The 24,140-nt window shown below is 39.0% G+C and carries 24 protein-coding genes and 1 riboswitch; of the genes, 15 read left to right on the top strand and 9 right to left on the bottom strand.

Translation table 11 applies throughout. The features are described from left to right. Positions 1-212 precede the first annotated feature (212 nt). The 4 genes from AMS59_RS17910 (at position 213) to AMS59_RS17895 (ending at position 3,851) form a co-directional block, all read left to right on the top strand. Complete coding sequence (locus tag AMS59_RS17910) at positions 213-1,424, top strand: diaminopropionate ammonia-lyase (protein WP_053485086.1); 1,212 nt, start codon at positions 213-215, stop codon at positions 1,422-1,424. A gap of 132 nt (positions 1,425-1,556) precedes the next feature. Beyond that, complete coding sequence (locus tag AMS59_RS17905; protein ID WP_053485085.1) at positions 1,557-2,318, top strand: MerR family transcriptional regulator; 762 nt, start codon at positions 1,557-1,559, stop codon at positions 2,316-2,318. Between the two features lie 108 nt (positions 2,319-2,426). Beyond that, positions 2,427-2,876 carry a TraR/DksA C4-type zinc finger protein gene (locus AMS59_RS17900; protein WP_053485084.1) on the top strand — a complete coding sequence of 150 codons (450 nt, stop codon included), beginning with the start codon at positions 2,427-2,429 and terminating at the stop codon, positions 2,874-2,876. A 48-nt stretch (positions 2,877-2,924) separates the two neighbouring features. Continuing rightward, positions 2,925-3,851: a dipeptidase gene (locus tag AMS59_RS17895; protein WP_053485083.1), complete on the top strand. Its 927-nt coding sequence runs from the start codon at positions 2,925-2,927 to the stop codon at positions 3,849-3,851. Positions 3,852-3,877: 26 nt separating this feature from the next. Here AMS59_RS17895 and AMS59_RS17890 read toward each other — a convergent pair whose 3' ends face one another. After that, positions 3,878-4,798: a 1,4-dihydroxy-2-naphthoate polyprenyltransferase gene (locus tag AMS59_RS17890; protein ID WP_053485082.1), complete on the bottom strand. Its 921-nt coding sequence runs from the start codon at positions 4,796-4,798 to the stop codon at positions 3,878-3,880. Between the two features lie 730 nt (positions 4,799-5,528). Here AMS59_RS17890 and AMS59_RS17885 point away from each other — a divergent pair. The 6 genes from AMS59_RS17885 to AMS59_RS17860 all read left to right on the top strand — a co-directional run bounded on the left by AMS59_RS17885 (position 5,529) and on the right by AMS59_RS17860 (position 14,008). Next, a complete protein-coding gene (locus tag AMS59_RS17885) occupies positions 5,529-6,914 on the top strand; it encodes an isochorismate synthase MenF (protein ID WP_053485081.1) in 1,386 nt (461 codons plus the stop codon). Further along, complete coding sequence (menD, locus tag AMS59_RS17880) at positions 6,907-8,631, top strand: 2-succinyl-5-enolpyruvyl-6-hydroxy-3-cyclohexene-1-carboxylic-acid synthase (RefSeq protein ID WP_053485080.1); 1,725 nt, start codon at positions 6,907-6,909, stop codon at positions 8,629-8,631. Before AMS59_RS17885 ends, menD begins: the two co-directional genes overlap by 8 nt. Next, positions 8,619-9,428 carry a 2-succinyl-6-hydroxy-2,4-cyclohexadiene-1-carboxylate synthase gene (menH, locus tag AMS59_RS17875; protein WP_053485079.1) on the top strand — a complete coding sequence of 270 codons (810 nt, stop codon included), beginning with the start codon at positions 8,619-8,621 and terminating at the stop codon, positions 9,426-9,428. Before menD ends, menH begins: the two co-directional genes overlap by 13 nt. Positions 9,429-9,492: 64 nt before the next feature. After that, a complete protein-coding gene (menB, locus tag AMS59_RS17870) occupies positions 9,493-10,311 on the top strand; it encodes a 1,4-dihydroxy-2-naphthoyl-CoA synthase (RefSeq protein WP_053485078.1) in 819 nt (272 codons plus the stop codon). 317 nt (positions 10,312-10,628) lie between these two features. Next, on the top strand, positions 10,629-12,056 hold the full coding sequence (locus AMS59_RS17865; protein WP_053485077.1) for an o-succinylbenzoate--CoA ligase: 1,428 nt from the start codon (positions 10,629-10,631) through the stop codon (positions 12,054-12,056). 746 nt (positions 12,057-12,802) lie between these two features. Continuing rightward, the gene (locus AMS59_RS17860; RefSeq protein ID WP_082337563.1) at positions 12,803-14,008 is read left to right on the top strand and encodes a transglutaminase domain-containing protein; all 1,206 of its coding nucleotides are present in this window, start codon (positions 12,803-12,805) and stop codon (positions 14,006-14,008) included. Here the strand turns inward: AMS59_RS17860 and AMS59_RS17855 are convergent. From AMS59_RS17855 to ytzI, 4 genes are all read right to left on the bottom strand, one after another. Beyond that, entirely contained in the window at positions 13,971-14,960 is a 990-nt protein-coding gene (locus AMS59_RS17855) for a metal ABC transporter solute-binding protein, Zn/Mn family (RefSeq protein ID WP_053485075.1), read from the bottom strand. The two genes, AMS59_RS17860 and AMS59_RS17855, sit on opposite strands and share 38 nt — an antisense overlap. A 108-nt stretch (positions 14,961-15,068) precedes the next feature. Then, positions 15,069-15,302, bottom strand: coding sequence for a membrane protein insertion efficiency factor YidD (gene yidD / locus AMS59_RS17850; protein WP_053485074.1), 234 nt, complete (start codon positions 15,300-15,302; stop codon positions 15,069-15,071). After that, positions 15,299-15,460, bottom strand: a complete 162-nt coding sequence (locus tag AMS59_RS25940) for a hypothetical protein (RefSeq protein WP_199777783.1) — start codon at positions 15,458-15,460, stop codon at positions 15,299-15,301. Before AMS59_RS25940 ends, yidD begins: the two co-directional genes overlap by 4 nt. A 70-nt stretch (positions 15,461-15,530) precedes the next feature. After that, positions 15,531-15,677: a YtzI protein gene (ytzI, locus tag AMS59_RS25440; protein ID WP_156304710.1), complete on the bottom strand. Its 147-nt coding sequence runs from the start codon at positions 15,675-15,677 to the stop codon at positions 15,531-15,533. Between the two features lie 139 nt (positions 15,678-15,816). On the opposite strand from ytzI, the gene AMS59_RS17845 reads away from it, so the two are divergent. Further along, positions 15,817-16,134, top strand: coding sequence for a hypothetical protein (locus AMS59_RS17845; protein ID WP_053485073.1), 318 nt, complete (start codon positions 15,817-15,819; stop codon positions 16,132-16,134). Between the two features lie 101 nt (positions 16,135-16,235). Here the strand turns inward: AMS59_RS17845 and AMS59_RS26415 are convergent, their stop codons facing one another. After that, positions 16,236-16,328 (bottom strand): hypothetical protein, encoded by a 93-nt coding sequence (locus AMS59_RS26415; RefSeq protein ID WP_234007837.1) that lies wholly within the window; start codon positions 16,326-16,328, stop codon positions 16,236-16,238. A 166-nt stretch (positions 16,329-16,494) separates the two neighbouring features. Between AMS59_RS26415 and AMS59_RS17840 the strand changes: the two genes are divergently transcribed. Together AMS59_RS17840 and AMS59_RS17835 are read left to right on the top strand one after the other, a co-directional pair. Continuing rightward, on the top strand, positions 16,495-16,959 hold the full coding sequence (locus AMS59_RS17840) for an NUDIX domain-containing protein (protein ID WP_053485072.1): 465 nt from the start codon (positions 16,495-16,497) through the stop codon (positions 16,957-16,959). Beyond that, positions 16,943-17,719: a S9 family peptidase gene (locus tag AMS59_RS17835; protein ID WP_156304709.1), complete on the top strand. Its 777-nt coding sequence runs from the start codon at positions 16,943-16,945 to the stop codon at positions 17,717-17,719. The genes AMS59_RS17840 and AMS59_RS17835 overlap by 17 nt, the downstream gene beginning before the upstream one ends. A gap of 193 nt (positions 17,720-17,912) precedes the next feature. Here AMS59_RS17835 and AMS59_RS17830 read toward each other — a convergent pair whose 3' ends face one another. Further along, the gene (locus AMS59_RS17830; protein WP_053485070.1) at positions 17,913-18,869 is read right to left on the bottom strand and encodes an alpha/beta hydrolase; all 957 of its coding nucleotides are present in this window, start codon (positions 18,867-18,869) and stop codon (positions 17,913-17,915) included. A gap of 255 nt (positions 18,870-19,124) precedes the next feature. On the opposite strand from AMS59_RS17830, the gene AMS59_RS17825 reads away from it, so the two are divergent. Continuing rightward, complete coding sequence (locus tag AMS59_RS17825) at positions 19,125-19,463, top strand: hypothetical protein (protein ID WP_053485069.1); 339 nt, start codon at positions 19,125-19,127, stop codon at positions 19,461-19,463. Positions 19,464-19,523: 60 nt separating this feature from the next. Here the strand turns inward: AMS59_RS17825 and pckA are convergent, their stop codons facing one another. Continuing rightward, positions 19,524-21,110, bottom strand: coding sequence for a phosphoenolpyruvate carboxykinase (ATP) (pckA, locus tag AMS59_RS17820; RefSeq protein WP_053485068.1), 1,587 nt, complete (start codon positions 21,108-21,110; stop codon positions 19,524-19,526). Positions 21,111-21,723: 613 nt separating this feature from the next. Then, a riboswitch (SAM riboswitch) is annotated at positions 21,724-21,842 on the top strand. Positions 21,843-22,140: 298 nt separating this feature from the next. Here pckA and metK point away from each other — a divergent pair. Then, a complete protein-coding gene (metK, locus tag AMS59_RS17815) occupies positions 22,141-23,337 on the top strand; it encodes a methionine adenosyltransferase (RefSeq protein ID WP_053485067.1) in 1,197 nt (398 codons plus the stop codon). A gap of 183 nt (positions 23,338-23,520) precedes the next feature. Here metK and AMS59_RS17810 read toward each other — a convergent pair whose 3' ends face one another. Next, positions 23,521-24,042 (bottom strand): gamma carbonic anhydrase family protein, encoded by a 522-nt coding sequence (locus tag AMS59_RS17810; protein WP_053485066.1) that lies wholly within the window; start codon positions 24,040-24,042, stop codon positions 23,521-23,523. Positions 24,043-24,140: the final 98 nt, after the last annotated feature.

Here is a 24,140-nt window from a genome sequence, read left to right as displayed (position 1 = left end):
TTTTCACTTTTTTTCTATACTTTAATGGAAATTTATTGAATTTTTTTATGGTCAACCCCAAGTTATGGTGATGAGCCATATGCTAGTAGATATACGAGAAACCCCTTCAATAAGATTCAAATTTTTCTTTTTTTACTAAAGTATGTAAAATAGTTTTGTTTTGCGAATCTATAAGCTAAGATGAAAATAGAACAAAAGCTAGGGGGATATGTATGGGGAATTTATTGTGGACTAACAACCAGCAATATTTGTTACAGAAGAACATAGAACAAGTAACACCTTTTCTACGTCATTTTTCACCGGAACAAGTAAATCGTGTTGGTAAATTTCAGCGTACATATGAGAAATTTGAAAGCACACCACTACGTAGCTTAAATGCTTTTGCATCATTCGTTGGGGTACAAAGTATTGTTGTAAAAGATGAATCTTATCGATTTGGCTTAAATGCATTTAAAGTATTAGGTGGCGTGTATGCAATTGGGCAGTACGTTGCTAAAAAGTTAGATAGAAATATTGAGGAGCTATCGTTTGAGCAGCTTAAATCATCTGAAGTAAAGGAGCAGCTTGGGGACTTAACGTTTATTTCAACGACAGATGGCAATCATGGTCGTGGAGTGGCTTGGGCTGCTAGAGAGCTTGGTTTGAAAGCCCGCATTTATATGCCAGCTGGTAGTGCAGAAGAGCGCCTCCAAAATATTAAAAATGAAGGTGCATATGCTGAAATAACGACAATGAATTATGATGATACAGTTCGTTATACTTCACAACTAGCAATAGAAAATGGATGGGTCGTTATTCAAGATACGATGTGGGAAGGCTATGAGGAAATTCCTTTATGGATTATGCAAGGCTATACAACACTAATAAAAGAAGTCGCCCTGCAGTTGGAAAAAGCACCTACCCATGTATTTTTACAAGCCGGGGTCGGATCTTTTGCAGGTGCAGTTGTAGCTTTCTTACAACAATATTATGAGGAAAAGATTACATTTGTCTTAGTCGAGCCTTTCGTAGCGAATTGCTATTATGAAAGTTTTAAGGCAGGAGCTGAGCAGTTTGTAACGGTTGGTGGAGAGATGCAAACAATTATGGCTGGTCTTGCTTGTGGTGAGCCAAATCCACAAGCTTGGGAACTGTTAAAGACTTATACGAAGGTGAGTATTTGCTGTGATGAAGAAGTTGCAGCAACGGGTATGCGCATTCTAGGAAATCCGCTAGCAACAGATGCACGAATTATTGCTGGAGAATCGGGAGCTGCCCCAGTTGGATGTTTCTATGAATTGATGACGAATGAGCAATATACAGAACTGAAGGAAACAATACAAATAGATGAAAATTCGCGAGTATTGTTTATTAACACTGAAGGTGACACAGATGTAGATAACTACAGAAATATTGTGTGGCATGGGAAATATGCGAAAATTTAATTGAAGGAAAGAGCAAACTAACGGCTAAAATGTTCTAGTTTGCTTTTTTCATTATGAGACAAATTTTTTGATTTTTTTCTTGACCTTAACGTTGCGTAAAGATTTACAGTAGCTTTAGTGGAGGTGAATATTATGGAATATACAATTCAAGAGCTTGCTCAATTATCCGGGGTCAGTACAAGAACACTGCGTTATTACGATGAAATTGGATTACTGAAGCCTGCAAGAACGAATGAGGCGGGCTATCGATTTTACGGACAGTTTGAAGTTGATATGCTCCAGCAAATTTTATTTTATAGAGCATTAGATATGAAGCTAGCAACCATTAAGGAAATTATTCAAGCGCCTAATTTTCAACATACAGAGGCACTCAAAACTCACCGTGCTGCTTTACTGACACGCAAGAAGCAGCTGGAGAAGATATTACAAACAGTGGAAAAAAACATTCAATCTATTGAGGAGGAACAACCAATGACAAATGAAGAGAAATTTAATGGATTTAAAGAGAAGCTAATCGAGGAAAATGAAAAGCAATATGGTCAAGAAATTCGTTCGAAATATGGTAACAAAACTGTGGACGCATCGAATGCTAAGCTCATGAATATGACAGAGGAACAGTATGAAGCAATGCAGCAGCTAGAACAGCAATTATTTGATCGTTTAAAAGAAGCGATGGAAATCGGTGATACAAATAATGATGTGGCAATGGAGGTAGCAGAGCTTCATAAGCGTTGGCTAAGCTTTTCATGGTCACAATACTCTAAAGAGGCACATGCAGGTATAGCTCAGATGTATATAGCGGATGACCGCTTTGCAGCTTATTACGATGAACGTGTTTCTAAAGGAGCAGCACAATTTTTACATGATGCCATCATCAATTTCGCCTTGGCGTAATTGTACTGAATGAAGATAAAATATATAAAATAAGTGATTCCTCCTCATGCTTTCATGTTTTAGAAATATTAATTTAGGAAAAAATGAAGGCATGAGGAGGAGATTTTTTTGAACCCACAAGTAATGGAAAAATTAAAAAAGCAATTAGAGCAGGAATTACAGGAAATAGAACAGCAACTTGAGGAATCAGAGCGTCCACAAGCGACAGAGCTATCTAATTATGATAATCATCCAGCTGACAATGCGAGTGATTTAACAGATCAGCTAACGGAAATGGCGATTGATGAGCACCGGGGTGACGATGCTGAAGAAATAAAGGCTGCACTACAAGCGATGGAGGAAGGTACGTATGGTAAATGTACTGTATGTGGTGAAGAGATTCCTATTGGTCGCTTAGAAGCTATGCCGAAAGCATTGACATGTGTTGAGCATGCAGAGCACAAAGAAGATAATTTAAGGCCAGTAGAGGAAGATGTGTTGTCTTCTACGCCAAAATCGGATGATTTCATAGAGCTTGAGGAGTTTGGCTCTTCTGATACACCTCAAGATAAAAGTTAGTAAGCATTTTCGCTCACAGGCAGTATAATAGCTGTATGGGGTGAGGATATGGACATAATTGATTTACATTGCGATGCTCTATTGAAATTAACAACTTTAGAAGCGGCAAAATTTGAAGATGATGTACGTTTGCAAGCCAATCAACAGAGATTACAATTAGGGCGGGTGAAGGCACAAGTATTTGCTATTTTTATTAATCCTAAAATTCCACAAAGCCTGCAATTTTTAGAGGCTGTGCGGCAAATTGAAGCCTTCCATACACATGTATTACAAACTGAGGGCATGGTGCATATTACGGATTGGTCGCAATTAGATACTTTAGCTCCGCATGAAATTGGTGCAATTTTAAGCTTAGAGGGCTGTGGTCCAATCGGTGAAGATTTAGCAAAGCTTTCAGCAATATTAGATGCAGGTGTAAAGCTTGTTGGCCTAACGTGGAATGAAGAAAATGCTGTCGCTCACGGTGCTGAACAGGATGCAAGCCTTGGTTTAAAATCATTTGGTAAAGAGGTTATCAACTTGCTAAATGAGAGAGATATTATTATCGATGTTTCCCATTTAAATGAACAGAGCTTCTGGGATGTCTTGCCGCTAGCTAAGCATATTATTGCGAGCCATAGTAATGCACGTGCAATTTGTGATCATCCAAGAAATTTAACGGATGCTCAAGCAAAAGCACTTGCCGAGCATGGTGGCCATATTCATGTCGTTTATTATCCGCCTTTTATCCATGACAATGCTACGATGGATGATTTAGTAGCGCATGTGAAGCATCTGGCGAATATAGTAGGGATAGGGCACCTTGGACTAGGTTCAGACTTCGATGGAATAGATGCTACTGTGAAAGGTTTAGCACACGCAGGAGAGGCACAAAATTTGTTAGAAGCATTACGTGAACATTTTTCAATCGAAGAAGTTCGTGGTATTGCGAGTAATAATTTTCGACGCTATGTTAAAAATGCAGCAACCCGTTAAGGCTGCTGCATTTTTAATGATGTATCTTAATAAAAGAAATATTGAATTAATAAACCGATTCCTAAGAGGAAGCCGAAGAATGTATTTGTTTGCGCTGTAAATTTCATTGCAGGCATAACTTCTTTTGCTTCTTTTTTGTCGCGGAAAATTTGAATCGCACGAAGTGGTTTTGGAACGCTTAAGAAAATGATAAGAGCCCAAAAGGTAATACCATCAATTGCTACAAGAGCGATTACCCATAAGTACGAAACGATAAAAAAGCCAGACAGCACAGAAATGGCATTGTCTCGACCTACTAAAATAGCAAGCGTTCTTCGACCACCCTCTGTATCGCCCACGATATCACGGATATTGTTGGACAGCATGATAGCCCCAACTAAAATCATACTTGGTACTGAAAGCATAACAGCATCAAATGTTACTGTAAGCGTTTGAATATAAAAAGCGATTAAGACAATACCCATTCCCATAACAGCGCCAGATACAAGTTCTCCGAATGGTGAATAGGCTATTGGGTAAGGTCCTCCAGTATATAAAAAACCAATAAGCATACAAACAAGCCCAACAGCAGCAAGCCACCAAGATGTAGAAGCACATATGTAAATGCCAAGCAGCATAGCAATTGCATAAAAGCTTAAGGCAATCATCATAATTGTTTTTGGTTGAACACCGTGACGCACAATCGTACCGCCGATACCGACAGAATTTTCATTGTCTAATCCTAATTTGTAATCGTAATATTCATTGAACATATTAGTTGCTGCTTGTATAAGCATACTTGCAATGAGCATAGCAAAAAATAGTCCAAAATCAATTGTTTGTTTTTCAATTGCTAAGGCAATCGCTGTTCCTAAAAATACTGGAACGAATGAAGCGGTTAAAGTATGTGGACGTGTTAAATGCCACCAAACTTTAAAACCCCTATCAGCTTCAATGACTTTGGTCATAAGGTCTTTCTCTCCTTCAAATGTTGTAGACTATTCTTATTTTATACGAAGAATGAGAAAATGGGTAGGTTCACAGCTTATTATATACAGTTCAGATCAATTATGCCTTGGCATAATTGCGTCCGGAATCGGCTTTGTGCTTAGGCCTGCAGATGTTTTTTGTGCGAAAGCGTAGTGCTAACGCAGCGTCAGCAACAGGATGCAGGTCAGTTAGCCGTTATCGCATGGATGCGATGATTTTAGGCTAACATCCTATGTGAACTCCTTTCCGATTACGTGACATCCGCCGGAGGCTTTAGGCCAACACGATGTTGGTCACTCAGTCGTTGCCACAGGACGTGGCGATCTTAGACTGAGTTCCTCTATTTCAGCGGCTGTTTGGACACCCGCTGAAAAGTAGCTTAAATCCGCATTCATTTCACCACCTATAGAGGAGGGAGTCTTCTGCTGAAAGAAGTTAAAAAAAATGATACAATAGAACATGCATTTATGAACTGAAAACAATCATTAAGATAATAGCAACAGTACGAAGAATAGGCTAGCAAATAAAAAATGACGGCTATTTTAACAAAAAAATAAGTACAAACGCTCACTGCATTATGCAAAGTCTTGGCAATTTGTCTTAAAGAAAAGCTAAAGCAGTTGATATTTATGGCTGAAAGTGTAGAACGAGTACAAAAGATACCGTGCGTCATTCATTATGTACATTGCAACAACGGAGGTAATTTTCATGCAACAGAAGTGGTACCAAGCCACAGAGGTAGAAGTGGACTCTTTGGGCCAAAGCCTTCATTTTTATATGGAAACAATTGAAGTTAGTCGCTTATCGGCGCTCGCATTTTATGCAGCGGGCGAGGAGCATTATAAAGGTGAACGATTTTATTGGCAAAATAGAGAAAAAACAATGACATTAGTAGGGCTAGGACATGCCTATACGATTCAAAATAACGCCAAAAATGATCGCTTCGATGCAGTAGAAGCAGAATGGAAAAGTTTAACGAAAAACTGTGTGAAGGGACAAAGCGAGCTACAGCCAATTTTGTTTGGCGGATTTACATTCGATCCACAAAATAATGTAGCTGGGGAGTGGACAGACTTTCCAGAGGCTTATTTTGCGCTTGCAACCTATCAGCTTGTCATACGTGATGACAAAGCGTTTGTAAGTATTCATCTTATTTCAAAAAATGAGCAAGCAGCGTCTCAATTTGAAGCGCTACGAAAAGAGCGAGATCATTTAATTCATGCTGCTCAAGTAAAAGAAGTGAAAACGTATTCAAAGCCTGAAATTACAAGTTATTTTGAGCCATATAAGGAGCCGTATTTAGCTTCGATTGACCAAGTAACAGCATTGATTAAGCAGAAGAAGGCAGATAAAGTCGTTATTGCACGCTCTCTAGCATTGCAATTTAAAGAACAAGTTTCTTCACCACAGGTACTCTCGCAAATTATTCATGAGCAGCCAGAGAGCTATTTATTTGGTTTAGAACGTCAAGAATTATTGTTCTTTGGTGCTTCCCCTGAGCGTCTTGTAAAAGTAGAAAAGGGACGAGCCTTTTCATCTTGTGTTGCAGGATCTATTAAACGTGGTAAGACAGCAGAGGAAGATGAAGCTTATGGACAAAGCTTATTAAATGATTCGAAAAATGGTGGCGAGCATCAATATGTTGTCGATATGATTGCGGAAACATTCCGTGAAAATTGTGTAGAAATGAAAATACCGGATGGCCCTCGCTTACTAAAGATTAGAGATATACAACATTTATATACACCTGTTGAAGGTCAGTTAAATAATGAGGCAACAATATTACAACTGACAAAATCTTTGCATCCAACACCAGCTTTAGGTGGTGTGCCAAGGAAAGAGGCAATGACAGCTATACGTAAGTATGAGCCTATGAATCGTGGACTTTACGCTGCTCCAATTGGTTGGGTAGATGCTGACGGCAATGGGGAATTTGCAGTGGCCATTCGTTCGGCTGCTTTACTTAAGGATAAAGCTTATTTATATGCTGGTGGCGGTATTGTAGCAGATTCAGAGCCACAATCTGAATATGAGGAAACATTAGTGAAATTCCGTCCAATGCTTCGTGCGCTAGGAGGACAATTACATGAGTGAACGGAAAATTTTAACGGACTATGTTTATAAAATGGTAGCATCATTAGTGCAAGCTGGTGTTGAAAACGTTGTTGTCAGCCCTGGCTCACGTTCGACACCTTTAGCCTATGCATTTGCTTCAACGAAACAGCTCCATATGTATCGTCAGGTTGATGAACGATCTGCTGCCTTTTTTGCGCTAGGAATTGCAAAGGCTACAGCAAAACCTGTTGTTCTTTTATGTACATCGGGAACAGCTGCGGCAAACTATTTTCCCGCTATTGTTGAGGCAAGCTATGCCCGGGTACCGTTAATCGTCATCACAGCTGATCGTCCACATGAATTGCGAGAGGTGGGTGCACCACAGGCTATCAATCAGCCGAATTTATATGGTACGCAAGTCAAATGGAGCGTGGATTTCCCGTTGGCAGATGATGCAGCACCAACATTGCCGTTTATCGAGCGACATATTGCACGTGCAGTAGCGGTGGCAATGAGTGCACCATTTGGACCGGTGCATATTAATGTGCCGTTCAGGGAACCTTTGTTGATTGATTTTCGAGAGGAACTTCCAGAAGCGACATTTAAGCACAGTAGTATGGGCCAGTTAGTACCTTCAATGGCGACTCTACAAGAGCTATCGAAGATTTTAAGTGCAACTACAAGAGGTTTTGTTATTATTGGTGAGCTACCGCTCGGCACGGATTTAACTATTATATGGAAGTTTATTCGCCAATTAAAATGGCCGGTCATTGTCGAGAGTTTATCCAATATGCGGTCAACTGTTCCAGAGGATTGTCTACCATATATGATCACGACGTACGATGCAATTATGAAGAGTGAAGATTTTAAAGCATTAGTTGAACCAGATACGGTGCTACGTTTAGGAGCACAGCCAATTTCTAAATTTATTATGCAATTTATTACTAAATCTCAGCCAAATGCTTATATTGTTGTCGATGAAGATCCGATGTTCCGTGATTCTACTAGTGTGTCTACTCATTTTGTTCATGCAAGTATTGGTGAGTGGCTCACGCAATTAGAAATCTCTGAAACAGCCCTAGAAACTGAGTATTTAGCTGAGTGGCAGGATGCTAATGATATTGCACTTGAGTATATTGAACATTATGCTGATGGTGCGATTGATGAGGGAGCAATGGTAAGTCGATTACTAAAAATGATTCCTAATGGCAGTGATATTTTTGTTAGTAGCAGTATGCCAGTGCGTGATATTGATACGTTTTTAATGGCGACACCGAAGGATCTTCGTATTGTTGCGAATCGTGGTACAAATGGTATTGATGGCGTCGTATCAACCGCAATGGGCTTTAGTCAAGGAAATAACCGCGAAACCTACTTGCTTATTGGCGATTTAGCCTTTTTACATGACGTCAACGGTCTCATTGCTTCAAGATACCAGGAATGCAATTTGACAATAATCGTTATGAATAATGATGGCGGTGGTATTTTCTCTTATTTACCACAAGCTACAGTCGAGGCGCATTATGAAGATTTGTTCGGGACACCAACAGCCCTAGAATTTTATGATATTGCCAACATGTACGGAATGGACTATATACGCGTAGACGATATTTCAGAGCTATCAGTAAAGTTTACTACTATGAAGAAACGACCAATGCGCTTAATCGAAATTTTCACGAACCGAGAGGAAAATGTATATGCGCATCGGGCACTGTGGAACCGCATTAATGGGGGGTTAAAAGCATGGCAAAGCTAATGATTCGAGGGCTTGAAACGAACGTGGAAATCTGGAATGAAGAAGCGGAGCAAACGCTCATTGCATTGCATGGTTTTACAGGTAGTACGGCTACATGGCGGAATTTAGCGCAAGCTCTACCTAGTGTACGAGTTATTGCCATTGATTTAATGGGACATGGTCAAACCGCTATACCTCAGCAAATTAGCCGTTTCTCTATGCAAGAGCAAATCCAAGATTTAGAGGAAGTTTTTTGCCAATTAGAGCTTAAGAAATTTACGTTGCTAGGCTATTCAATGGGTGGGAGAGTTGCATTATCGTATGCGATCTCCTACCCTGAACGCATTGAAAAGCTAATTTTAGAAAGTGCTTCGCCAGGTTTACGAACTGCAGGGGAACGTTCTGAACGTTGTGTAAGGGATAACGCTTTAGCTGAAAAAATAATTAATAACGGTTTGTTATCATTTGTTAATGCATGGGAGAACATTCCTTTGTTTGAATCTCAAAAGCGTTTACCGCACAGTGTACAAGAAGCGATTCGGTTAGAGCGACTTTCTCAGAAAGAGGAAGGCTTGGCAGGTAGCTTACGAGGGATTGGTACAGGCAGTCAGCCATCGAATTGGATGTCATTGGATCAGCTTGAATTTCCTGTTCTTTTAATGACAGGCTCACTCGATGAGAAATTTTGTAAAATCGCACTAGAAATGAAAGCGTTATTAAAAAATGCCAAGCATACGACAGTAAATGACGTAGGACATGCAATTCATGTGGAAAATCCCGCTGAGTTTGCTACAATAGTAGAGGAGTATTTAACGTAATGTTATTTTTACGTTATCGCCTCGACTTTGAACGAGGCGAATTTAATTATTAGGAGGCAATTCAATGACACGTCAATGGACTAGTTTACATACTTATGAAGACATTAAGTATGAGTTCTATAACGGTATCGCAAAAATTACGATTAACCGTCCAGAAGTGCGCAACGCATTCCGACCAAAAACGGTAATGGAAATGATCGATGCTTTTTCACGTGCACGTGATGATAAAAATGTAGGGGTTATCATTTTAACTGGTGAAGGTGAGCATGCCTTCTGTTCAGGTGGAGACCAAAAAGTACGCGGTCATGGCGGCTACGTTGGTGAAGATGAGATCCCACGTCTAAACGTTCTTGATTTACAACGTTTAATCCGTGTTATTCCAAAACCTGTAGTAGCGATGGTTGCAGGTTATGCAATCGGTGGAGGACACGTATTACACGTTGTCTGTGACTTAACAATTGCTGCTGACAACGCTCGCTTTGGACAAACTGGACCAAAAGTTGGTTCATTCGATGCTGGTTATGGCTCAGGCTATCTTGCACGTATTATCGGTCATAAAAAGGCGCGTGAAATTTGGTACCTTTGCCGTCAATATGATGCACAACAAGCACTTGATATGGGATTAGTTAACACAGTTGTTCCTTATGAGCAATTAGAAGATGAAACTGTACAATGGTGTGAAGAAATGCTAGAAATGTCTCCAACTGCTCTACGCTTCTTAAAAGCAGCAATGAATGCAGATACAGACGGTTTAGCAGGTCTTCAACAAATGGCTGGCGACGCTACGCTTCTTTATTACACAACAGATGAAGCTAAAGAAGGTCGTGACGCATTCAAAGAAAAACGTCAACCAGATTTCGGTCAATTCCCAAGATTCCCTTGATTATCTGAAACGTTGAACGGCTCGTATCTTACTGAGATACGAGCTTTTTGTATATCTAAAGGAGCGAGAAGGATAGACTTGCTAGAGCGACGGAAAGTTATGGCTTAGCGGCGGAACCTCGTGCGTTAGCGGCGGAACCTCCTGCGTTAGCGGCGGAACATCGTGCTTTAGCGGCGGAAAAGCCTACTTTAGCAGCGGAACACCGTGTCAGAGCACCGAATAGACATGTCAAAGCAACGGATTACCTCGTCAAACTAACAAATAGACGGATGATGCGATAAAACGGTAAGATTAAGGCTGATTGGAGGAATTACGAGATGTATCTAAATTGGATTTTACAGCGAGCGTATTTAACACCTTTACGAAACGGTTTAACATATAATGGGCAGACTTGGACATTTCAAGAATTAAATGATTTATCTTTAAAACGTGCTCGTCAACTTACAGCACTGGATATTAAGCAAGGGGACCGTATTGCCATAATGGGGCCGAGTAAGCCTTCCCTTGTCATTATGATGTACGCGTGTATGCATTTACAATGTGAAATGGTCATGCTAAATCGTAGGCTAACACAAGATGAAATTGCCTATCAGCTAGAGGATTCAGGGGCTGTGGCGGTATTAATTGCAGATGAGGATATAGAAAAATTACCATCACATACATCTTATTTTTTATTTTCTACTATAGAAAAAAATACAGAAGCGGCTATTGATATTACGAAAGAATGGTCTTTAAACCAAACAACATCGATTATGTATACATCTGGTACGACTGGTTTTCCAAAGGGCGTTTGTCAAACTGTTGGAAATCACCAGGCAAGTGCAACGGCCTCCGTTTTAAATATAGGTTTGCATGTGGATGATACTTGGTTATGTGCTGTACCACTTTTTCATATTAGTGGCTTTTCTATTTTAGTGCGCTCACTGTTGTATGGTAATAAAGTGCATTTATATGATCAGTTTGATGCAGCAGCCATTTCCAAAAATATAATGGATGGCGAGGTTACACATATGTCAGTAGTCGCTGTCACATTGGAAAGGATTCTACATACCCTTGAACAGAAAAACGCGCAAGCTTCACCGAAATTTAAAATGATGCTAGCGGGTGGTGGACCCGTGCCAGTAGATTATTTAAAGAGAGCTCATGCATTAAATTTAGCTGTAGCTCAAACGTATGGTATGACTGAAACTTCGTCACAAACTGCAACATTAGCAAATGAAGATGCGATGCGAAAAATTGGTTCTGCGGGAAAACCATTATTTTTTAATCAAATTCGCATTGCTGAGCCGAATGACAAGGGTGAAGGAGAAATTTGCATACGTGGCCCACATGTTACACCGGGGTACATTGGTCGTTTTGCCCAAAAAGGTGCAACGATTGATGGCTGGCTCCATACTGGGGATATTGGTTATATAGATGAAGAAGGTTATTTATTTGTCATTGATCGTCGGGCGGATTTAATTATTTCAGGTGGCGAAAATATTTATCCTGCTGAAATCGAAAATGTACTACTTACACACCCGGCTGTTAAGGAAGCGGGAGTATGCGGCATTGATGATGATGCGTGGGGACAGGTACCAATCGCCTTTGTTGTATTAAAAGAAGAAGCACAGGTAGAGCAAATACAAGCATTTTGTCAAAAGAAGCTTGCGAAATATAAAATACCAAAAGAAATTATTGTTACGGACGAGCTCCCACGAAACGGCGCCAACAAGCTACTTCGTAGAAAATTAATAAAGGAATAACAAAATGATTATGAATGTTTAGGCGCTTAAATGAGAATGATTTCCGTTCCAGGCTACTCGCGTTCCTTTTGCGAGCGTCGAGTAGTCTTCCACTCCAATCAACAATAGTGTAGAACTTTTATAAAGTTGTATGCACTTCAAAACTTTCCATCTTCGAACAGAATTGACTTATATCAGTTGGGTTATTGTGCATCTACTTTTGCTGCTTCGCTTTCGAACAAAAACCTTGTTACTGAAGTTTCGTTTTTTATCACAATATATTAGAGTGATTTACTAAGTGATTTAGTTGATTGGAGTGGAGACTGGGCGACTCCTTGGGGATTAGCAAATAGAGGAACGAAGGCTAAAACCATCACGTCCTGTAATAACGCCTTCGTGACCAACATCGTGTTGGCCCGAGACCCTGCAGCGTAGCGAAGCGGCTCACCCCAGGAAGCTTTGCTCTGTGCGAAAGCGTAGTGCTAACGTAGCGGCAGCAAATGTTTTATCTGTGCGAAAGCGAAGCGACAGTAACAACAAAGCGCCCAGTCGGAACGGAAATCAACCACTTGTTTTGCCGAAGTGCAACACCAATTTCATTGAAATAATAGTTTTTTTCACCACTAGAAAGAAGCCTTCATTATAAGAAGGCTTCTTTTATTCGTTTTAAGAGTCATTTTTAGTAAACTTTTAGGATTAAATTAATCATTCATTAACATAATAAGAAATGACAGGCATAAACTAGTTAGTAAAGGAGAATGACTCATATGAGAAAATATATATATAATGTTGTCATTATATTATTTGTTCTACAAATGAGTCATGTGCAAGTATTCGCAAACTATGAACAAAAGAATATTGCAACGGCCAATTCAATAGAATCACTACAACATCTAATTCAAAAACAAGTCATGCAATTATCTACTGAATTTGACATTCGTTATACTGGTAATACATCCGCAATAAAAGATGAACTATCTGAGCTAATCAAACATGCTATTCAGGATCCATATATTTACGCCAATATTTCTAGTTTTAAATGGAAATATGACGGTTATGCCAATAATATTGTCATTACATTTGAGTTTACCTATCATATTTCACAGGAAGAGGAGGCATTTGTAGAACAAACTTTGGCGAATATTATTGCACCTATGCATGGATTAAGTGAATTGCAGAAAATACAGGCTGCACATGATTTTATCGTTCTATCTACTGAATATTCAAAGGAAACGAAAGGAAGTCAATATTCTCCCTACACATTGCTTACGGAAAACAAGGGAGTTTGTCAGGCATATGCTTTAGTGCTTTATCGAATGCTAGAGATGCTAGGCTTTGAGGTACAATATGTTCCAGGAAAAGTAGAGGAACAGCTACACGCCTGGGTCTTAGTGAAGCTTGATAATGCATGGTATCATATCGATGTTACGTGGGATGATCCATTGCCTGATCGTAAGGGTGAGGTACTTTATAATTATTTTTTAGTTTCTGATCGCCAATTAGCACAGGATCACTCTTGGGACTATACGAGTTTCCCAGCTACTACAAGCGAAGCCTATATTGATTTACAAAAAATGAGTAAGGTTGAAGTTCTTACAAAACCAATAATGGATGGTCGTTTTACCTTTGATGAAGGACTGTCCGTTTTAAGTAAAAATAAACATATAGTTAAACAATTAATAGAACAGCCTAGACTGCTTTTAAAAGGTCATAAAAGCGATAATCCTGTTCAGGTGCATCTAAATGAATGGGAACCAATCATTTTAGTAGGTAATGTAGCTGAAGTAAACGCTAATCGAAAGATAGTACAAAATACTTTGCTTAAGAAAAAAGGGCTAATAAGTGTTTATAGAACGGAAAAAAGAATGCCACAAGAAAAGTACGTCATAATAAAGGAGGTGCCCCATACGATTGTCGGGGCACCTCCTTACTCATTTATTTGTGAGCGTTTAAGGCAGTATTTAAAGTTTTAATATTTTTCTTCATAAGGGTGAAGTAAGTCTCATTATTCTTCACATCATCCGCTGTTAAAACGCTTAAATTGTGCAAGATAAGAGAGTCTGCTCCAACCTCTTTTTGGATAACCTCGGCTAATTTAGAAGAGACATTTTGCTCGAATAAAATGTAGTGAATATGCAAATCTTTTGCTTTATCAACAATCGCCGTAAGTTCTTTTTGAGAAGGCTCATTTTGTGAGTTTAAACCGGCTATTGGAACTTGCTTTAAGCCATATTGCCCTGCGATATAGCCAAATGCTGCATGTGATACGAAGAACGTCTTCTCTTGCGCTTTATCAGCCATTGTTTTAAATTCGCTGTCTAAACCTTGTAGTTCTTTTACCAATGCCTCGTAGTTAGCTGTAAATGTAGCTTCTTGTTCTGGCATTTTTTCAACTAGAGTGTTTTTAATGGAAAGTGCTAAGTCTTGACTGATAGTTGGTGATAGCCAAACATGTGGATCTACATTACCGTGATTATGATCATCGTGTCCGTCTTCATGATCATGATGTGCTTCCTCTTCATCATCATGTGCATGACCTGTGCTAACAGCCAATTTTTCATCTGAGACCTGGTCTGCAGTAGCCACCATTGTTACATTTTCATTAGCTAGAGTTTTTTTAGCATTTTCAACAAAGCCTTCGAGCCCTAAGCCGATATAGAAAAATATATTAGCATCTGCTAATTTCATCATATCCTTTTGTGTTGGCTCAAATGTGTGCTCATTGGCACCAGCAGGATAAATAGAAGAAACCTCTACAAAATCGCCACCAATACGTTGTGCAAAATAACTTAATGGATAAACAGTTGTGTAAATTGTTAATTTATCCTTTGTCTCTGACTGTTTGGATGTTGTTGATTTATTCCCACAGGCAGCAGTAAATAAGGCAAGGACTGCAACTAAAAATAACAAAAGTACTTTTTTCATCTTATAGCATACCTCTTTCAAATAGTAACCATTACGATTTATTTTTTAGAACAGTTCCTATAATAACGCACATCTGAAAAAAGTACAAGAAAAAATGACCCTCGAAAATTAATTCTTTTTCGAAGGCCATTTTTCAGGTACTGGATCAAAGCCACCTGGATGGAATGGTTGGCATTTTGATATACGTTTAATCGTTAAATAGAATCCTTTAATGGCACCGTGTTTTTGAAAAGCTTCAAGTCCATAGGAGGAGCAAGTAGGATGGAAGCGGCAAGATGGCGGAGTCATGGGTGATATAAATTTTCTGTAAAACTTAATGAGCCATATAAAGGGATATTTCATATTTGTTTATCCTTTTGTTGAGCGTTAATTTGCTTAGGCTTAGCATCGATAGTTTGTGTAAAGAAATTGCTTTTTTTCTTCAACAAAACAATGACAGAAACGCCAAACATAAGCATCATCATTGCGATCATAATGATTATTGGTAATGGTACTCCCATTGCGTTCACTCCAAATTCTATTTGATAATAATATTATAAAAGAATCTCTTAAAAAAATGTAGAAATTGAACTAGTCATCATCTTGTTGAAAGCTTTGCTGTGGTTTTTCATCAACTGTATGTTTAAAAGCATACGCACGATTGACACTAATAATAGTCGCGACCGTTACTAAAATAACAATAATCGCTGCTACAATTAAAAGCGTGATTAAACTCATGGCATTCACTCCGTTCCTTATTCATCATTACCTATTATAAATTAGATAATATTACTTAGTTGTGAAGGAAGTTTGACATTCCAGCGAATAAAACAGTACTTTTACCACCATACTATGGTAAAAGGAGTGTTTTGTAGAGATGGATCGTCAGCGTGTATATTTTTCACTTGCCAATAGAACTTATTATACAAATCCATATGCAGGACCGTGGAACTTTGAACTTAATCTAGATCGCCAAGCATTAGATGTTTTTGAAAAGATTTTTCAACAAATGCAGATGTTAGAAATTTCGAATGCATGGCGTGCGCAATTGCCATATATACAATATCATCTTGATAGAGAAAATGATGAAATTGATTTGCGATTAAAAAAAATCTATGCACTTGTTCATGAGTATGGGGATGCGGATACGAAGGCATTTGTGGAACAGCTTCCTTACTTCAATAAACGTGTGTAAAGGTAGGGTCACTGAAAAACATCAGTGACTCTTTTTTTATTGATGAAAGCTAATTTTACAAACTGAACAACTAAGAGCAACTCTTGATGGATTAACCATTGTCATAAAGAAGAGCTCACATTTTGAGCACTAGCAGCTAGCAGTGGAGAAATTCCAATTTGGTGAGCTGTTGCTGTTTGTAATCGAATAAACATAGTATTAGAAGCGGTATCACTTTCTATTAAAAAATCCTTTTTGCACCGATTAATAGGAGTTTAATATTAGTGATTTTATTTGTTGATTGTAGCTATATGATTACACTATAGTGAAATAAAAGATCATCATCGTAACGCTGAAGAACGAAAAAAGGAGTTGAAGAGCATGTTCACATTTACAGATTTAAATGGTTTAAGAGTGGACTTAAGTTTTGTTAGAGGCGAATTGGACACTGAACCTAAGCATGTACTTGTTTTATTAAAGCATGAAAAAAAGTGGTTATGTACAATTCATAAACGCCGTGGTGTAGAAGTTCCAGGTGGAAAGCAAGAACCTGGGGAAACATTAGAGCAGGCAGCAATTAGGGAAGTATTCGAGGAGACTGGTGTTCATGTAAAAAATCTTAAATGGTTTGCAGAATACGCCGTTCATGATGACATCTTATTTTGTAAAGCGGTCTTTACTGCGCAATTTGTGGGGCAGGAGGACATTGAATTTGATTTAGAAACTTCAGGGATGACTTGGCTAACGGATGAAGAATTTGCTCATCATCCAAATTTAAGCTTTCATATGAAGGATGCAGGTATGCAGAAAATGCTGGAGGAGTTGAAGCATTATGACCAATGGTAAGATCGTTGGAAAACGACCTTATCCTTCGCCTAATCCAGCTATTCGTTTAACGGAAATCACGTATATGTCACATGGTTTACGTATAAAGGGTTTACTAGCGGAGCCTAAGGCAGAAGGTACATATGATGGCTTTTTATATTTGCGGGGAGGCATGCAAAGCATTGGCATGGTTAGACCTTCGCGTGTCGCACAGTTTGCAGCTCAAGGCTTTATCGTTTTTGCCCCATATTACCGTGGCAATCGAGGTGGAGAAGGTCGAGATGAGTTTGCAGGAGCTGATCGTTATGATGCTGTATACGCAGTAGACGTACTAAAACAGTTTTGTAATGATAATATTCATGTTTTTGGGTTTTCACGTGGTGGTATTATGGCACTTTGGACGGCAATCTTACGTAGAGATATTACATCCGTTGTGACATGGGCAGGAGTATCTGACGCAACAGCTACATATTGGGAGCGGACAGATATGCGTAGGATGATGAAGCGTGTTATTGGAGGGACGCCTAATCGTGTACCAGAAGCTTATGATGCTCGAACACCACTTTTTGAGGTAGAGCACATTACAGCTCCAGTCCTTATTATTCATGGCTACCTTGATGAAAATGTAGATATTGAACATGCAAGACAGTTAGAATTTTATTTAAAGGATGCTAATAAAACATATGAAACATGGTATGATCTTCGCTATGCTCATCAGTATCCACCTGCCAAAAATAGAGGAACAGTACATGCACTTTGCGAGTGGATGAAACGTCAATAAGGTATTCAAGCATTCAAGCTGTCTTTCCATTCAACGATTCTAATGTAGAAACTCCTTTGGAATCAAAAAAACGTGGGAAGTTAATATTCCTAGAGAAAAGTATCGCTCAGGTCAGTCGGAAAACTGCTCGGGTAGACCAAAAAACCGCTCAGGTGCTTTACGGCAAGCACCTGAACGGCAGAAAAAAGGACATTTACTCTATATATTTTGCTAAAAAGTTATTAATAGTTTTCCAATAAGCGTCTCCAGCAACGTTTTCTGCACCACTATGTCCAGCACCCTCAACTATAAATTTCTCCTTCGGTACATTGGCGGCCTCATATACTTCATTTAGCATATCCGATGGAACAAATGTATCATTACTTCCATGAATGAATAGCATCGGTGTTTTCGATTTTGCTACTTGCTTGACGGTATCAGCTTCACCAAGCGTATAGTCAGCTCTTAACTTCGTGACAATTGAAGAAAAATACATAATAGGAAATTCGGGTAAATTAAAAATTGCTTGCAATTGATAAGAGAATTCATTCCAAACTGAGGAATAACCACAATCCTCAATAATAGCCTTAACATTGCCAGGTAGATCCTCTCCTGAGGCCATCATCACTGTAGCACCTCCCATGGAAACACCATATAAAACAATTTCAGCGTTTTTATCAGAACTGATAACATTGTTAATCCAAGAGACTACATCAAGTCGATCATGCCAACCCATACCAATATAGTCACCCTCACTTTTACCATGAGCCCTTGCATCAGGTACGAGAACATTGTAGCCTTTATCATAAAAATGTTTAGCATACTTTGTCATTTGTGAGCCATCAGATGAATATCCATGGAAAACAATTGCCCATTTATTTGTTTCGTTTGTATTTTTAAGCGTGTAGGCATGTAATTTCAAATCATCGAAAGACTGTAGATAAGAGTCCTTATAATTCTCTTTAAACCACTTCTCACTCTCTTCTTTTTCTTTAGCATCATTAGGACTAACAGCAATAGAATTGTGTGGAGCATTAAACACAGCTGATTTATCAGTATTAGGATTTAAGGCGAAGTTATAAAAATAATTCCCTGCAAAAAATCCAGCCACAACAAACAATACTAATAGAAGACTGACAATGGTAATAATCACTTTATATTTTCTTTTCATATATATCCCCCTAAAACTACTATTATGAATTATACACAAAGTTACTAATATGAAAAGTAGAATTCTATAAAATAGGGGAGATAAAAAAGGGAACGATTCTAATTGTTCCCTTTGCATATTGTTGAAATACATGAAATTAAGGTGTCTTAAAGTATGGCTCTTCGGCAAAACGAGGGAGTTGATTTCCGTTCCGACTGAGCGCTTTGTTGCTGCCGCTTCGCTTTCGCACAGAGCAGAGCTTCCTGGGGGCGTCCGATGAGCCGCTTCACTCGCGCTGCTCGCTCCAGGGTCTCGGGCCAACAGGATGTTGGTCACGAAGGCGTTATCACAGGACGTGATGCTTTTAGCCTTCGTTCCTCTATATCGCTGATCCCCAAGGAGTCGCTCAGTCTCCACTCCAATCAACGCGTCACTCTAATTTATAGTAATAAAACAAAACTTCAGGCAACAGTTTTTTTTTGTGAAAGTGAAGCGTCAGCAACAATGGTTTATCTATGCGAAAGCGGCCAGATGCTTGCTCTCAGGAAAGCGAGTAACATGGAACGGAAATCACCCTCATTTAAAGCTCCAAAACATTCACAAAGATTTGCTTGACCATATTTCTTCAACACAAAAAAGGGAACGACTTTGAAATCGTTCCCTTTGCTTAGTAAATTATTTTAATGGACCGCCAAGTTTAGTGATAGCTTCAGAAACATTTGAGAATTTCTCGAAGTTTTTGTTGAATAAACCAGCAAGTTCAGCAGCTTTTGCATCATAAGCAGCTTTGTCTGTCCATGCATCACGAGGATTAAGTACTTCTGTTGGGACACCTTCAATAGCAGTTGGAATGTTTAATCCGAATACTGAATCTTGAATTGTTTCAACATTAGCTAATTTGCCATCAATTGCAGCACGTACCATTGCACGAGTGTAAGAAAGCTTCATACGGCTACCAGTACCATATTCGCCACCAGTCCAACCAGTGTTCACTAAGTATACTTGTGCACCGTGCTCGTCAATTTTTTGACCTAACATTTCAGCATAAACCGTTGCTGGAAGTGGAAGGAATGGAGAACCGAAGCAAGTTGAGAATACTGGTTCTGGCTCTGTTACACCACGTTCTGTACCAGCAAGCTTAGATGTGAAACCGCTTAGGAAGTGGTACATTGCTTGCTCTTTTGTTAATTTACTGATTGGAGGTAATACACCAAATGCATCAGCTGTTAAGAAGATGATTGTTTTTGGGTGACCTGCAACAGATGGATCAACAATATTTTCAATGTATTGGATTGGATAAGCTACACGTGTATTTTCTGTTAATGAACCATTATCATAGTCACAAACTCGAGTTTCTGGATCAACAGCTACGTTTTCTAGAACAGAACCGAAGCGGATTGCGTTGTAGATTTCTGGTTCTTTTTCAGCAGAAAGGTTAATTGTTTTTGCATAGCAACCGCCCTCAATGTTGAATACACCATTATCAGACCAACCGTGTTCATCGTCACCGATAAGCTTACGGTCAGGATCAGCAGATAAAGTAGTTTTACCAGTACCAGATAAACCGAAGAATAATGCAACATCACCAGCTTCACCAACGTTTGCTGAGCAGTGCATTGAAAGGATGCCTTGTTGTGGTAATAAGTAGTTCATAATACCGAAAATAGATTTTTTAATTTCACCAGCATATTCAGTTCCACCGATTAGGATAATTTTCTTTTCAAGTGATACAATGATGAAAGTTTCAGAAGCTGTGCCATCAACAGCAGGGTCTGCTTTAAAGTTAGGAGCTGAGATAACCGTGAAGTCAGCAACATGAGAAGCTAATTCTTCTTCAGTTGGACGGATGAATAATTGATGAGCGAAAAGATTGTGCCAAGCGTACTCATTGATTACTTGGATGCTTAATTGTGAATCTTTGTCAGCACCAGCAAAGCCTTTGAATACGAATAATTCGTCACGTTCTTTTAAATATTTTACTACTTTTACATATAAGTTATCGAACACTTCAGAAGAAATTGGTTGGTTAACTTTGCCCCAGTCAATTTTATCCTTTGTGCTATCTTCTTCTACCGTATATTTATCTTTAGGTGAACGACCAGTGTATTTGCCAGTTTCTGCACGAACTGCGCCATCTACTGTTAACATAGCTTCACCACGAGAAGTAGCCTTTTCAGCTAATTGTGGTACTGAAAGTTGAACATTAATGTTGCCGCCGCTTAATAATTCCTTCAGTTCGTTTGCAATTTCTACTGAATTCATCGATTAAATACCATCCTTTTTTATAGTATTCCCTAGAGTTCAAGGGAGATTTTCTTAATTTCAAAAATAGTATAACACAATTGCTTAAATAATCTATACTAATTCAGAAATTATTTTTCAGATTTTATTACTTTTCAAGAAAACGACAAAAAGTAAATTGAGTCGTTTTGATAATGCTTTTTACCCTATTTATTAAGTGATCACACAATCACTTTCGCCACAGCAAAATTGCGTTTGGAAGCTCTTGGGTAACATGAGGTTCGCACAGGATGTGAAGTCTTAGCTGGTTTTTTATCAGTTGGAGCTTGTCGTCAACTAAAAAGAGGCTACAATCATATTCATCCACCACATGTTCTGTAGCTACAAAATGTGCTGTAAAGGGGTCACACATATGTTAACACATGATGTGAGGTGGAGAATAGGGATTATTTTGTTTCAAATTACAGCATAATCCAAATTATAAATCCCATACTTTCTTTATAAGAATACAATCAATTATGCCTCGGCATAATTGCGTCCGGTCTTACAGCGGGTGTTTGGACACCCGCTGTAAGAAGTTAAAAACATTTGACATCGTTCGACCTTTTCCGTATTATGAGATATTGAACGGATACTCTTATCCCGAGCTGGTGGAGGGTCAGGCCCTGTGAAACCCGGCAACCTGCATGAACTATTTCACGACATGCGCTGGTGCCAACCTGATGCAAGGGGAAACCCCTTGAACGATAAGAGTGAAAGGTTATGAAGTCATTATTCCTTTCCTCATGTTAAATAAACGTGAGAAAAGGATTTTTTTATTGTTAAAAACGAATGTAAAGGTAAGTATATAGTCCTTTCCTTATTAAAATGACGGATCTTTCGAAATTCTCGTGTTAAGAGCAGCAGCTGTTTTTGTGCGAAAACTTAGTGCAAACGTAGCGACAGCAACAACGGCTTGAGAGTTCAATCCTTAGGAGTGGACTTGACATGGGTAATGAGTACCGTATTAATTCGCAAATATTATTGGTAAAAGTAATAGGAGGAAAACCAAATGACAAACCGTCGATTGTTTACATCAGAGAGTGTAACAGAAGGACATCCAGACAAAATCTGTGATCAAATCTCGGATGCCATTTTAGATGCTATTTTAGCTGAAGATCCAAACGCACGTGTAGCGTGTGAAACAACAGTAACAACAGGCTTAGTTTTAGTAGCAGGAGAAATTACTACTTCTACTTATGTAGATATTAAAGGTATCGTTCGTGATACTGTAGCAGAAATCGGTTATACACGTGGAAAATATGGCTTTGATGCTGAAAACCTAGCAGTACTAGTTGCTATTGGTGAGCAATCACCTGATATTGCTCAAGGTGTTGACCAAGCATTAGAGGCGCGTGAAGGCTCTATGACAGATGCTGACATTGAAGCAATTGGTGCAGGTGACCAAGGCTTAATGTTCGGTTATGCATGTAATGAAACGCCAGAGCTTATGCCATTGCCAATTAGTTTAGCGCATAAATTGGCTCGTCGTTTAACGGAAGTACGTAAATCTGGGGAACTAGCATATTTACGTCCAGACGGAAAAACGCAAGTAACAATTGAATATGATGAAAACAATGTACCAGTTCGCGTGGATACGATTGTCATTTCAACACAGCATGACGAAGAAGCTACACTTGAGCAAATTCAAGCAGACTTAAAAGAATTCGTTATTGCTCCAGTTGTTCCAAGTGAATTACTAGATGCCAATACTAAGTATTTCATCAATCCAACTGGACGATTCGTAATTGGTGGTCCAAAAGGGGATGCTGGTCTAACTGGACGTAAAATCATCGTTGATACATACGGTGGCTATGCACGTCATGGTGGAGGTGCTTTCTCTGGTAAGGACGCAACTAAGGTAGACCGTTCAGCGGCATATGCAGCACGCTATGTGGCAAAAAATATAGTAGCAGCTGGTTTAGCAGAACGAGCTGAAGTACAACTAGCTTATGCGATTGGTGTTGCTCAACCTGTATCTATTGCTGTTGATACTTTTGGGACAGGAAAAGTTACGGAAAGTGAAATTGTAAAATGGGTACGCGAGCTATTTGATCTACGCCCAGCAGGGGTTATTAAAATGCTAAACCTTCGTCGCCCTATTTATAAGCAAACTGCGGCATATGGTCACTTCGGTCGTACAGACTTAAATGTACCTTGGGAACAAATAGACAAAGCTGACGCATTAAAAGAAAAAGCAGGCTTATAAGCTATTCAGCTAAAGTAATAAAGTAGCTGGAAAAATATTTTAAAATACTATTACAGATACTATTACAGAAAGGGGCTCAACATTCTAATGGCCCCTTTCGCTGTTTTTATCGAAAAAGAGAAGCTCCTAATCATTCTTATGGATGGCTTGGTCGTTCAAGCAAACGTGGAGCTGTTAAAATAGCTATTTATTTTCTGCTTGAAGTGTTTTATAGTATTGTCCTTTTTCTACATATTCACGTATGATGCGTTCCATATCTTCTTTATCTTCATCGTTTAATTCTCTTACAACCTTTGCAGGACGACCTAATGCTAAGCTATTTGGAGGAATGACTTTGCCAGGAGGTACAAGACTACCCGCCCCAATGAATGCACCCTCTCCAATCTCGGCTCCGTCTAATACTATAGAGCCCATACCTATTAAGGCTTTTTTACGAATCGTACAGCTATGTAAAGTTACTTGATGTCCGACTGTTACTTCATCTTCAATAATGAGCGGATATTTAGGGCTTTGATGTAAGCAACAGAGGTCTTGAATACTAACACGTTTTCCGATAATTGTTGGTGATACATCCCCTCGAATAACTGTGTTAAACCAAATTGTTGTTTCAGCACCTATTGTAACGTCACCAGTAACGGTTGCATAATCGGCAATAAAAACAGATGGATCGATATTTGGTGTTTTACCTTTAAATGGATAGATCATGAGGATCGCCTCTTTTCTTTCTATGATGTAATATTATCGTATCAAATACGCAACTTGATGGAAATATAAAATTAAAATGAGCTAGATATTCCGATATA

Origin of the sequence: Lysinibacillus sp. FJAT-14745 (assembly GCF_001275675.1) — a bacterium.
Lineage (GTDB): Bacteria > Bacillota > Bacilli > Bacillales_A > Planococcaceae > Lysinibacillus.
Note: the sequence above shows the minus strand (reverse complement) of the source record. Positions and strands in the feature narration are given on the sequence as shown.